This is a genomic window from Microbacterium sp. CFBP 8794 (genome assembly GCF_014841235.1).
Lineage (GTDB): Bacteria > Actinomycetota > Actinomycetes > Actinomycetales > Microbacteriaceae > Microbacterium.
In genome coordinates this window covers 53,038-64,452 of the sequence record NZ_JACYTT010000004.1, presented here as the reverse complement: position 1 = coordinate 64,452, position 11,415 = coordinate 53,038, and the positions used below count along the sequence as shown (strand labels likewise).

Here is an 11,415-nt window from a genome sequence, read left to right as displayed (position 1 = left end):
CCCGTCAGGGCATCGACGCCTTCTGCGCGAGGATGCGGGAGGCCGCGGCGTCCACCTTGGCCGCGAACGCGCTGTCGGTCTGCGCCCGGGCGAGCACCGCCTCTCGCATCTCGGGGTAGACCGACGAGTCGGCCGACACCAGCAGCAGATCGATTCCTGCCTCGACGGCGAGGGTCGCCCGGTCGGCCGGCGACCACGCCTGCACCTGCTGGGCGGCCGAGAGGTCGTCGGTCGTCACGACGCCGTCGAACCCCACCGTGTCGCGCAGCACACCCACCACGGTGGGCGAGAAGGCGGCGGGGGCGTTCGGGGCGATCTTGGCGTAGACCGCGGTCGAGAGCATGACCACCGCGGGACCCCCGGGAAGCACGGTCGAGTACACGCCCACGTCGGCGCCGTCGGCGGTGACGAAGTCGTCGGTGACGCCGGCCGTGGTGTCGGTGTTCTCACCCACGTGACCGAGGCCCGGGAAGTGCTTGAACGTCGGCAGCACGCCGCCGTCGCGCATCCCGTCGGCGAACGCCCCGGCCTTCGCGGCGACGGTGGCGCCGTCGTAGCCGTACTCGCGCGCGAGCTCGCCGATCGGGGGATTGGATGCCGCCGTCTCGGGGCTCGTGACGATGTCTGCGACGGGGGCGAGGTTCATGTTCACGCCCGCCTGCGCGAGCTGCGCGCCCCAGGACGCCGCGTCGGCGCGCAGCGCCGCGTCGTCCTGTCCGCCCTGGTCGACGGCGGAGGGGATCTCGTCGAACCCCGGGCCCGAGAGCACCTGCACGGTCCCGCCCTCCTGATCGGTGGCGACCCACAGCTCGGGGTCGCCCGCGGCGACGGCCGAGGTGAATCCGTCGACGAGCGCGGCGGTCGCCTGCGTTCCGGCATCCGATCGTCCGTGCAGGAAGATCCCGCCGATGTGATCGTCGGTCACGGCGGCGAGGGTGGTCGGATCGGCTCCGTCGACCGAGGTGCCGACCATGAACATCTGACCCACCTTGTCTTCCAGGCTGAGAGCCGCCGCCGGGTCGGGCGTGGCCGTCGGCGTCGGTGTGACCGTCGGCGTCGGCGTCGGTGACGGTGATGCCGTCGGACTCGGCGCCGGAGCCGGTGGCGGCACGCAACCGGTCAACGTCAGGGCGGTGAGCACGAGTAGGACCGCGGAGCGCGAGGCGTTCTTCACCCCCCGATCGTCTCGCATCGAGGACGCCCCCGTCTGCTCCGCCCGGGAATCAGCCGTTTCCGACGGAGCACGTGGACTGGTCGGCCTTCGACCCGCTGACGTTGCCCGGCAGCTCGACGACCTCCGGCGCCGGCGTCGCCGTCGTGCCATCCGGTGCCGGCGTCGTCTCGACGGGTGTCGGCTGCGGCTGCGACGGATCGATCTCGACGCCGCCGTTGGCTCCCGCCTCACCGGTGAGGGCGAGGGGAGCGTTCCGGGCGAGGGCGTCCCAGAGCACGGCCGCCGCCGCGTCGTCGGGGATCACGCGGTTGGTGTCGGACGGGTCGTCGACCACGGGGTACTGCACGAAGGTGACGTCGCCGAGGGGCACGTCTTTCAGCGTGTAGCCGAGCTGCGCGAGGCGCAGCGGGTCGGCCAGGCTCTCGCTCGGGGTGATGTTGTCGACGGCGGTGTTGGCCAGGCCGATCAAGGTCGCCGGGTTCGAGAGCACCTCGTCGCTGCGCAGCTTGTTGAGCAGCCGCGAGAGGTACTGCTGCTGGTTGCCGACGCGCGCGAGGTCGCTGCCGTCGCCGATGCCCTTGCGGGTGCGCAGGAACGCCAGGGCGTCGTACCCCTTCACCACGCGCAGCCCGGGCTCCCACGCGATGCCCGCGTCGTAGTCGTCGATGCCGTCGCCGCCGATGCACACTTCGACCCCACCGACGGCGTCGGTGATGTTCACGACGTTGCCGAAGCTGACCTTCGCGGCGAACGGGATCGGCTGGCCCGACAGATCCGACACCGTGTCGGCGACGCAGGTCAGCCCGCCCGCTTCGTACGCGGTGTTGATCGAGGCCTTCCCGACGCCCGACGAGACCGAGCCGTCTTCGCGCGTGCAGTCCGGGATCGCGACCTGCAGGTCGCGGGGGAACGACACCACCGTCACGCGCCGCGGGTTCGTCGAGACGTGCACGAGCAGGTTGACGTCGTTGCGGTTGCCCTCGGCGCCGGGGTCGGTGCAGCGCTCGCCGAAGGCGTCTTTGACCTGATCGTCGCACTCGTCGGTGCCCACGACCAGGAGCGAGAACGGCTCGTCGTAGGTGCTGAGCGACGGAGCCTGAGAGGGCGGGTCGTTGAGGGGCACCGCGGCATCCTGAAGCCTCTGCGACAGCGACCACGCCGTGTAGCCGCCCACGACCAGCGCGGCCAGGACGACGACGGCGACGGTGAGGGCGATGATTCTGATCCACCGCCGACGAGGCGATGCCGGGCGGACCCGCGAGCGCTGGGCGGGGGGCGAGCTCTGCATCGGGTCAGTCAACCACGCTGACCCGCGCCCCCCTGTGCGCGGCGCGTCGGGGCGACCCCGTGAGAACGGCCCCGCCGGGGGCGAGGCCGCACGCCTTACGCGCGTCGAAGGGGCGACCGGTGACCCGGTCGCCCCGTCGACGGGGTCCTACTGACCGCCCTCGGTGAGCGTCACCTCGATCGGCGTGTAGTCGCCGTCCACGGTGACCCCCTCGTCCTTCAGCTCCGACAGGGCCGCCTCGATGTACTCGTTGGAGTGGGCCGTGTCGGCGGGCTCGGTGGTGATGAGGTTCAGGCCGTCCTGGTTGACGGCCTTCATCGCTCCGGCGACCGTCTTGTCCCAGGCTGCGGTGTCGATCATGCCGAAGTCGCCGCCGGTCCAGATGAGCTTGTTGACCTCGTTCATCTGCCACAGCTGGTGGGTGGGGCCCACGGGGAACGCGTCGACGCCCGGCGCGGTCGCGGCGGCGTACGTGATGTCCGCGGCCTCGGTGGGGTTGTCGCGGGCGTACACCCAGCCCTTGACGACGGCCTTGAGGAAGCGCTTCGCGGCGTCGGCGTAGGCGGGGTCGTCGGCCAGCCGCTGCGTGTCGGCCCAGAGGGCGTCCTGCAGCATGGCCCCGGCGGTGTCCTCGTACGAAATCACGTCGATGTCGTCCATCGTGTAGAGCTTCCCGGTGGCGGGGTTGACCGTCTCGAGCAGCTGCGCGAGCTCGTTGTAGGTCATCGCCTGGGCGGCATCCACGTCCTTGTCGAGCAGGGCGTTCATCGAGAAGTCCTGCGTCGTGATCTGCACGGTCGACGCGTCGAGGCCCTTGTCGGCCATCGCGGCGAAGATCTCCCACTCGTTGCCGAAGCCCCACGAGCCGATGCGCTTGCCCTCGAAGTCGTCGACGCTCGTGATGCCCGAGCCCTTCCACGACACCTGGGTGGTTCCCGACTTCTGGAACACCTGCGCGATGTCGGTGAGTTCGACCCCCTGGTTCTCCATCGTGCCGAGCACCTTGGGCACCCACGCGACGGCGAAGTCGACATCGCCCGCGACGAGGGCGTCCTGCGGCACGATGTCGCCGCCCGAGGGCAGTACCTCGACGTCGTCGAAGCCCTCCTCCTGGAAGTAGCCCTGGTCGAGGGCGACGTAGTAGCCCGCGAACTGCGCCTGCGGCAACCACTGCAGCTGCAGCTTCACCGAGGTCAGGGGCGTGAAGTCGCCCTCGGATGCCGCGGGTTCGGAGCCTCCGCCCGAGCAGGCCGACAGTGTGAGGGCCGCGACGGCGACCCCGGCGACCGCGCCGAGGGCGCGACGGGTGCTGTGTCTCATGGATGGTCCTTCCGGTTCGGGTGGAGCGTGTCGTGGTGGTGCAGGCTCTGTGAGGACCGGGATGCCGGTCAGCCGGGCGGGCGCAGCGCGCCGAGGCGTCGCGCGACGACGCGTTCGAGCAGCGCGGTCACGGCGAAGAAGATGAGACCGATCGCGATACCGCCGCCCACGAACGCCCACGCCAGGGCCGCGCGGCCCGACTTGGCGTAGGTCGCGATGGCGGTGCCGATGCCGTCAGCGGGACCGCCGAAGTACTCGGCGACCAGGGCGGAGATGACGGCGAGCGATGCCGCGACCCGCACGCCCGTGAGCAGGTAGGGCAGCGCGGTGGGGAGGGTCAGACGCAGGAAGGTCTGTCCGCCGGTGGCGGCGGTCGCGCGGAACAGGTCGCGCTGCACGGGCCGGGTCTGGCGCAGGCCCCTCAGCGTGTTCACGAACACCGGCACGAACGCCGCGATCCCGGCCACGGCCTGCCGGCCGAACTGACTGGAGGCCCCGAACATCGTGTTGAGGATGGGGGTGAGCGCGACGATCGGCACCACCGCGAGGGCCGCGACCAGCGGGGCGGTCATGCCGTCGACCGGTCGCCAGGTTGCGGCGAGGGCGGCGATCAGCACGGCGACGACGGTTCCGGCGAGGAGCCCCACGAAGGCATTGGTGCCGGTGATGCCGGCGGCCTCCCACACCAGGGGGAAGCGCGCGACGAGCTCGGTCGCGACGGCGAACGGGTCGGGCAGCATGCGCGGCGCGCTGCCCGAGGCGACGAACGCGTACAAGGCGAGCAACCCCGCGAGACCCACGACGACGGGGGCGGCCAGTCGCGCCCAGCCCGGCATGGGAGTGGCGTTCATCGACCACCTCCGGCGGGAAGGGAGGCCACGGCGTACCGGGTCACGGCATCCGATGCGCTGATCGAGACCCCGGATGCCACGCACGTCCGCGCCATGAGCCGCACCCCGCTCATCGCTCGTTCGCCCGGTGGACGGGGGTGCCATGCAACGCTTCGCGCACGGCGGTGACGCGGGCGAAGAACTCCGGCGACTCGCGCAGGTCGTCGTCGCGCTCGCGGCCGGGGCGGGTGTCGATGACGTCGGTGATCCGTCCCGGTCGGGGGCTCATGACGACCACGCGGTCCGAGAGGAACACCGCCTCGGGAATGGAGTGCGTCACGAACACCACGGCGGCTCCGGTCTCGGCGGCGATGCGCGCGAGCTCGGACTGCAACCGCTCGCGGGTCATCTCGTCGAGCGCGCCGAACGGCTCGTCCATCAGCAGCAGTCGGGGCTGGGCGGCGAGGGAGCGGGCGATCGCGACGCGCTGCTGCATGCCGCCCGAGAGCTGGTCGGGGTAGCGGCCGATGAAGTCGGTGAGTCCGACGAGTTCGGCGAGCTCCGCCACGCGGGCGTCGCGGCGGGCGCGGGGCCACTTGTGCAGGTCGAGGGGAAGAGCGATGTTCGCGGCCACCGTCAGCCACGGCAGCAGCGCCGCCTGCTGGAAGGCGATGCCGTAGTCCTGGTCGAGTCGCGCCTGGCGCGCCGACTTCCCGTACAGCGTCAGCTCGCCGCCGGTCGGACTGTCGAGGTCGGCGATGAGTCGCAGCAGCGTCGACTTGCCGCAGCCGGAGGGTCCGATCAGCGAGACGAACTCACCGGCGGCGACGGTGAGGTCGACGCCGGTGAGCGCGGTCACCTCGCCTCCGGCGCTGGGGAACACCTTGCCGACGCCCGCGGCGCGGACGGCGAGGTCGGTGGCGGTCTGGGCGGTCATGCGGTGTCCTCCCCGCGACGGAAGCGGTGTAGAGCGACGCCGACGAGGGCGACGCCGCCGGCTGCGACGAGTCCCATCACGACGGTGCCGAAGGTGGGCGCCCAGGGGGCGGCCGGGTCGGACGAGGCTTGGCCGGCGAGCTGGATGAGCATGCGGCCGATGCCGCCCCGCAGACCGATCGAGACTTCGGCGACGACCGCGCCGACGACCGCCGACGCGGCGGCGAGGCGCAGCGCCGGCAGCAGGTGAGGAACGGCCGCGGGCAGCCGTAGGCGCACGAGCGTCTGCCACCACCCGGCGGAGCTCGCCCGCATGAGGTCGAGGTGCATCGCATCCGGGGCCGAGAGGCCTCGCAACATGCCGACGGCGACGGGGAAGAACGCCAGGTACGACGCGATCAGGGCCACCGAGAGCCACGGCGGCCAGGGAAAACCGGAGCGGTCGACCTGCGTGCCGATGGCGTTGACCACCGGAGCGAAGGCGATGAGCGGCACGATCTGGCTCACGACGATCCAGGGGAGCAGCCCCGCCTCGACGAGACGCCACCGCTGCATCGCCACGCCCAGGAGCGAGCCGACCACGACGCCGATCACCCAGCCGAGGGCGGCGAGGCCCAGCGTCATGCCGGCGGCTCCCGCGACCGACACGATCAGCGGCGGGGTGTCTCCTCCGCTCGTGGGCGCGAACATGCGCACCACCATGTCTCCCACGTGCGGCATGGCGCGATCGTGGCTGCGCGGCAGCAGGATGACGCCCGATCCGGCCGATCCGTCACTTCCGACCGTCACGCCGTCGGCGGGTCCGAGCAGCTTGTAGAGCTCCCACACCGCCACGACCGCGGCGATCCCGAGCACTCCCCAGCCGACGCGGATCGCCGTGGCGCGCCCGCGTGAGGAACGGCCGCCCCGCGGCATCCGCTCCTCGGGGACGACCGCGGTGGTCGTCCCCGGCGCGAGCACCTGGTCGGTCACCGCTTCGCCGTCACCGGGGGAGTGAGCGCCGGAATGACCGTCTCGCCGTAGACGCGCATCGTCTCCTCCTTGTTGTCGTGCTGGAGGTACCCGGCGAACTGCGTCACCCCGAGGGCGCGGAGCTTCTCGAGCTTGGCGATGTGCTCCTCGGCGGTGCCGAGCACGCAGAAGCGCTCCACGATCTCGTCGGGCACGAAGTCGACGTGGTCGTTGTTGCTCTTTCCGTGCGAGTTGTAGTCGTACCCGGTGCGCCCCGCGATGTAGTCGGTCAGCGCGGCGGGCACCGACGAGTCGCCGCCGTACTTCGCCACGATGTCGGCGACGTGGTTGCCGACCATGCCGCCGAACCAGCGGCACTGCTCGATCATGTGCGCGCGGGATTCGGGGGTGTCGTCTCCGATGTACATGGGGGCGGCGACGCAGAACGAGATCTCGTCGGGGTCGCGCCCGGCGTCTTCGGCCGCGCGGCGGACGGTGCGGATCATCCACTCGGCGATGTCGAGGTCGGCCAGCTGCAGGATGAAGCCGTCGCCCACCTCGCCGGTCAGCTTCAACGCGAGCGGTCCGTAGGCGGCGACCCACACCTCGAGCTCCGACCCGCGGCTCCAGGGGAACTGCAGCGTCGCGCCGTTGTACTCCACGGCGCGGGAGTTGCCGAGTTCGCGGATGACGTGGATCGACTCCCGCAGGGCCTTCAGCGTGGTGGGCCGACCGTTGGTCACGCGCACGGCGGAGTCGCCGCGGCCGATGCCGCAGATCGTGCGGTTGCCGTACATCTCGTTGAGGGTCGCGAAGGTGGAGGCCGTGACCGTCCAGTCGCGGGTGGCGGGGTTGGTCACGAACGGGCCGACGGTGACCCGGCGGGTGGCGGCGAGGATGGCGGAGTGGATGACGTACGGCTCCTGCCACAGCAGGTGCGAGTCGAAGGTCCACACGTGGCTGAAGCCGTGCGCCTCGGCCAGCTGCGACAGCTGCACCGTGCGGGCCGCGGGGGGATTGGTCTGCAGGACGACACCGAAATCCATGGGGTTCCTCTCAGACCAGGTACTGGCTCAGGCCGCGCTTGACGAATCGCCCGTCGCCGGGGGATCCGAGGTACGCGCCGTCGTCGACGACGACCTTGCCGCGCGAGATGACGGTGTCGACGTGGCCGTCGATCTCGTAGCCCTCCCACGCGGAGTGGTCCATGTTCATGTGATGGGTCTTGCCGACGCCGATCGAGGTGTGCCCGGCCGGGTCGTAGACGACGACGTCGGCGTCGGCACCGGGCGCGATGACGCCCTTCTTGCCGTACATGCCGAACATGCGCGCGGGAGTGGTGCTGGTCAGCTCCACCCAGCGCTCGAGGGTGATCTGTCCCGTGACGACGCCCTGGTACATGAGGTCCATCCGGTGCTCGACCGAGCCGATGCCGTTGGGGATCGCGCGGAAGTCGCCCTGGCCGAGCGTCTTCTGGGCCTTCATGCAGAAGGGGCAGTGGTCGGTGGAGACCATCTGGATGTCGTTCGTCCGCAGCGCCTGCCACATGTGGTGCTGGTGGCCCTCGTCCTTCGAACGCAGGGGGGTGGAGCACACCCACTTGGCGCCCTCGAAGTCGCCCCACTGCTCGCTGTTCGCGCCGAGCTGGTCTTCGAGCGACAGGTAGAGGTACTGGGGGCACGTCTCGCCGAAGACGTTCTGGCCGTTGTCGCGCGCCCAGGCGAGCTGCTCCACCGCCTGCTTGGCGCTGACGTGCACGACGTACAGCGGCGCGCCGGTCAGGTGCGACAGCATGATGGCGCGGTGGGTCGCCTCCTCCTCCATCTGCCAGGCGCGGGCGACGCCGTGGAAGTACGGCGAGGTCTTGCCCTTGGCGATGAGCTGTTCGGCGAGCACGTCGATGACGGGACCGTTCTCGGCGTGCATCATCGTGAGCAGTCCGGTGTCGGCGGCGACCTGCATCGCCCGCAGGATCTGGGCGTCGTCGGCGTAGAAGACGCCGGGGTAGGCCATGAACATCTTGAAGCTCGAGATGCCCTCGTCGATCAGGCCCGGCAGTGCGGCGAGAGAGTCGGCATCCACTCCGCCCACGATCTGATGGAAGCCGTAGTCGATCGCGCAGTTGCCGGCGGCGAGTTCGTGCCAGTGCGCCAGGCCGTCCTGCACGCGCTCGCCGGCGCGCTGCACGGCGAAGTCGACGATGGTCGTCGTGCCGCCCCACGCGGCGGCGCGAGTGCCCGTCTCGAACGTGTCGGAGGCGCTCGTACCGCCGAAGGGCAGCTGCATGTGCGTGTGCGCGTCGATCCCGCCCGGGATGACGTACTTGCCGGTGGCGTCGATGACGGCGTCGACGGATGCCGCGAGGTCGTGGCCGAGCAGGGTCGACCCGGGCGACAGCACGGCGGCGATCGTCTCGCCGTCCAGGAGCACGTCGGCGGCGGTGCGCCCGGTCGCCGAGACCACCGTGCCGCCCGTGATCAGGGTGGTGGCCATGTCAGGCCTCCACGATCTCGCCGTAGGTGTCGGGACGACGGTCGCGGTAGAACTGCCAGTCGTCGCGCATCTGCTGAACGAGGTCCATGTCGAGGTCGCGGATGAGCAGCTCTTCGTGCTCGGCCGAGCCGATCGCGCCGACGTGGTTGCCGCGGGGGTCGATCACCTGGCTGCTGCCGTAGAACGACACCGCCTCGTCGCCGTACTCGTTGTCTTCGCGTCCGACGCGGTTGGGCTGCAGCACGAAGTAACCGTTGGCGACCGCGGCGCACGGCCCCTCGACCTCCCACAGGCGGTTCGACAGCCCGGGCTTGGTGGCGTTGGGGTTGAACACCATGTGGGCGCCGTTCAGGCCCAGCTCTCGCCAGCCCTCGGGGAAGTGTCGGTCGTAGCAGATGTACATGCCGACCTTGCCCACGGCGGTCTCGAACACGGGGTAGCCGAGGTTGCCGGGGCGGAAGTAGAACTTCTCCCAGAACTTCTCGAGGTGGGGGATGTGGTTCTTGCGGTAGCTGCCGAGCACGGTGCCGTCGGCGTCGACGAGCACGGAGGTGTTGTAGTACACCCCGGTCTGCGCCTCTTCGTAGATGGGGAGCACGCTGACCAGTCCCAGCTCCTTGGCCAGGGCGGCGAAGCGCTGCACGATCGGCCCGTCGACGGGCTCGGCGTAGCGGTAGTACTTCTGGTCCTGCGTGATGCCGAAGTAGGGACCGTAGAAGAGTTCCTGGAAGCACACGATCTCGGCGCCGCGGGCTGCGGCGTCGCGGGCGAACTGCTCGTGCTTGTCGAGCATCGATTCCTTGTCACCGGTCCACGTGGTCTGCGTGATGGCCGCTCGCACCGTCGTCATGGGTCCTCCTCGGTCTCTGCCCCGCCGGGGAGTGCGAGTGGTCGCATTCGTGCGGGTCGTTCTGTTACTGTCGCGCCTGAACATTTCCCGACGATTTCGTCGGGTGACTTCGTCGTTAATTGGAGCCGCATGCTCTCGCCCCGCGCCCTCGAGTCCCGCTCCGCGGCGGGGCTCGCCGCCGAGATCGCCCGTCTCGTCACCGACGGCACGCTCGGGCCGGGGGAGCGCCTTCCCACCGTCCGGCAGATGGCGGCCGACCTGGGGCTGTCCACCGGAACGGTCGCCGCGGCCTGGCGCGCGCTCGCCCAGGCGGGAGTCGTCACCTCTCGCGGTCGCTCGGGCACCTTCGTGCGCTCCGAGCGTCGCGAGTGGCTGAGTCCACGGGTGCGTGGAATGTCCTCGAGCGAGCGGGCGATGCCACCGACACCCACCCCGAGCGGACTCGGCGGACGGGGCGCGCACGGCATCCGTCTCGATCTGTCGCTCGGCACGCCGGATCCGGCGATGCTCCCCTCGATCGAGCGGGCGCTCTCTCGCGCGCGACCTCGCGCCGACACCGGCCGCTATCACGACCTGCCCGTGCTCCCCGAACTGCACGACGTGCTCGCCGAGGACTGGCCGGTGCGCACGGTCGAGGCGCTGACCGTCGTCGACGGAGCGCTCGACGGCATCTCCCGCACGGTCGAGCAGGTGGTGCGCTTCGGCGACCGGGTCGCGGTGGAGTCACCGGGCTTCCCGTACATCTTCGACCTGGTCGATGCCACCGGCGGCGTCGTGATCCCGCTCGAGAGCGATGCCGACGGCATCCTCCCCGCCTCCCTGGCCCGCGTGCTCGCGCAGCGTCCGTCGACGCTGGTGCTGCAGACCCGGGCGCAGAACCCCACCGGGGTGTCGATGTCGGCGGAGCGGGCGCGACGCCTGGCAGACGTGCTGCTCACCGTTCCCGGAGGACGCGCGGTGACGGTCATCGAAGACGACCACTCCGCCCTCATCGCCACCGCCCCGGCGGTCACCCTCGCGAGGTGGATCCCCGCCCAGGTCGTGCACGTGCGCGGGTTCTCGAAGTCGCACGGCCCCGATCTGCGCATCGCCGCGCTGGGTGGACCCGCCCACATCGTCGAGCGGATCGTGCGCGGTCGAATGCTGGGACCCGGGTGGACGTCGCGGCTGCTGCAGTCGGTGCTGCTCGAACTGCTCATCGACCCGCGCTCCGTCGCGCCGGTCCGCACGGCCCGCCTCATCTACCGTGATCGGCTCGATCGCATGGCCGCGGCCCTGCGACGTCTCGGCATCGACGTGGGCGCACCCGACGGGATCAACCTGTGGCTGCCTGTCCGCGACGAGCGCGCCGCCCTCGTCTACCTCGCCGCAGAGGGCATCGCGGTCGCCGCGGGCGGGCCGTTCCTCGCCGACGCCTCGGCGCAGCAGTGGGTGCGGGTGACGGCGGGATCGGTCACCGAGAACGTTCGGCTCGTCGCCGACGCGCTCGCCCGGGCGGCCTCGGCTCCTCCGCTGTCGTAGGGGCCGTCAACCCCCGGATCCGATGTCGGAGGCGCCTCCTAGGGTGGATGCC

At 70.9% G+C, this 11,415-nt stretch carries 10 protein-coding genes; 1 reads left to right on the top strand and 9 read right to left on the bottom strand.

Translation table 11 applies throughout. From position 1 onward, the window contains the following. Nucleotides 1–4: 4 nt before the first annotated feature. From IFU19_RS11175 to IFU19_RS11135, 9 genes are all read right to left on the bottom strand, one after another. The gene (locus IFU19_RS11175; protein ID WP_192013852.1) at nucleotides 5–1,192 is read right to left on the bottom strand and encodes a glycoside hydrolase family 3 protein; all 1,188 of its coding nucleotides are present in this window, start codon (nucleotides 1,190–1,192) and stop codon (nucleotides 5–7) included. A 31-nt stretch (nucleotides 1,193–1,223) separates the two neighbouring features. Further along, on the bottom strand, nucleotides 1,224–2,462 hold the full coding sequence (locus IFU19_RS11170) for an LCP family protein (protein ID WP_192013850.1): 1,239 nt from the start codon (nucleotides 2,460–2,462) through the stop codon (nucleotides 1,224–1,226). Between the two features lie 147 nt (nucleotides 2,463–2,609). Beyond that, nucleotides 2,610–3,782, bottom strand: a complete 1,173-nt coding sequence (locus IFU19_RS11165; protein ID WP_055937866.1) for an ABC transporter substrate-binding protein — start codon at nucleotides 3,780–3,782, stop codon at nucleotides 2,610–2,612. Between the two features lie 68 nt (nucleotides 3,783–3,850). Next, nucleotides 3,851–4,633 carry an ABC transporter permease gene (locus IFU19_RS11160; RefSeq protein ID WP_192013848.1) on the bottom strand — a complete coding sequence of 261 codons (783 nt, stop codon included), beginning with the start codon at nucleotides 4,631–4,633 and terminating at the stop codon, nucleotides 3,851–3,853. 109 nt (nucleotides 4,634–4,742) lie between these two features. Next, a complete protein-coding gene (locus IFU19_RS11155) occupies nucleotides 4,743–5,549 on the bottom strand; it encodes an ABC transporter ATP-binding protein (protein WP_192013846.1) in 807 nt (268 codons plus the stop codon). Then, entirely contained in the window at nucleotides 5,546–6,520 is a 975-nt protein-coding gene (locus tag IFU19_RS11150; protein ID WP_083285884.1) for an ABC transporter permease, read from the bottom strand. The genes IFU19_RS11155 and IFU19_RS11150 overlap by 4 nt, the downstream gene beginning before the upstream one ends. After that, a complete protein-coding gene (locus tag IFU19_RS11145) occupies nucleotides 6,517–7,545 on the bottom strand; it encodes a TIGR03842 family LLM class F420-dependent oxidoreductase (RefSeq protein WP_055839749.1) in 1,029 nt (342 codons plus the stop codon). Before IFU19_RS11145 ends, IFU19_RS11150 begins: the two co-directional genes overlap by 4 nt. 10 nt (nucleotides 7,546–7,555) lie before the next feature. Next, nucleotides 7,556–8,992 carry a dihydropyrimidinase gene (hydA, locus tag IFU19_RS11140; protein WP_192013844.1) on the bottom strand — a complete coding sequence of 479 codons (1,437 nt, stop codon included), beginning with the start codon at nucleotides 8,990–8,992 and terminating at the stop codon, nucleotides 7,556–7,558. A 1-nt stretch (nucleotide 8,993) separates the two neighbouring features. Further along, nucleotides 8,994–9,842: a nitrilase-related carbon-nitrogen hydrolase gene (locus tag IFU19_RS11135; protein ID WP_055839742.1), complete on the bottom strand. Its 849-nt coding sequence runs from the start codon at nucleotides 9,840–9,842 to the stop codon at nucleotides 8,994–8,996. 129 nt (nucleotides 9,843–9,971) lie between these two features. Here IFU19_RS11135 and IFU19_RS11130 point away from each other — a divergent pair, with 129 nt between their 5' ends. Next, nucleotides 9,972–11,363 carry an aminotransferase-like domain-containing protein gene (locus IFU19_RS11130; RefSeq protein WP_192013842.1) on the top strand — a complete coding sequence of 464 codons (1,392 nt, stop codon included), beginning with the start codon at nucleotides 9,972–9,974 and terminating at the stop codon, nucleotides 11,361–11,363. The last annotated feature ends 52 nt before the right edge of the window (nucleotides 11,364–11,415 follow it).

Bases quoted from the DNA above. Each gene is read 5' to 3' on its own strand.
- IFU19_RS11130 (WP_192013842.1), top strand. From the start codon at position 9,972: ATGCTCTCGCCCCGCGCCCTCGAGTCCCGCTCCGCGGCGGGGCTCGCC.
- IFU19_RS11160 (WP_192013848.1), bottom strand. From the start codon at position 4,633: ATGAACGCCACTCCCATGCCGGGCTGGGCGCGACTGGCCGCCCCCGTC.
- IFU19_RS11175 (WP_192013852.1), bottom strand. From the start codon at position 1,192: ATGCGAGACGATCGGGGGGTGAAGAACGCCTCGCGCTCCGCGGTCCTA.
- hydA (WP_192013844.1), bottom strand. From the start codon at position 8,992: ATGGCCACCACCCTGATCACGGGCGGCACGGTGGTCTCGGCGACCGGG.
- IFU19_RS11155 (WP_192013846.1), bottom strand. From the start codon at position 5,549: ATGACCGCCCAGACCGCCACCGACCTCGCCGTCCGCGCCGCGGGCGTC.
- IFU19_RS11170 (WP_192013850.1), bottom strand. From the start codon at position 2,462: ATGCAGAGCTCGCCCCCCGCCCAGCGCTCGCGGGTCCGCCCGGCATCG.
- IFU19_RS11165 (WP_055937866.1), bottom strand. From the start codon at position 3,782: ATGAGACACAGCACCCGTCGCGCCCTCGGCGCGGTCGCCGGGGTCGCC.
- IFU19_RS11145 (WP_055839749.1), bottom strand. From the start codon at position 7,545: ATGGATTTCGGTGTCGTCCTGCAGACCAATCCCCCCGCGGCCCGCACG.
- IFU19_RS11135 (WP_055839742.1), bottom strand. From the start codon at position 9,842: ATGACGACGGTGCGAGCGGCCATCACGCAGACCACGTGGACCGGTGAC.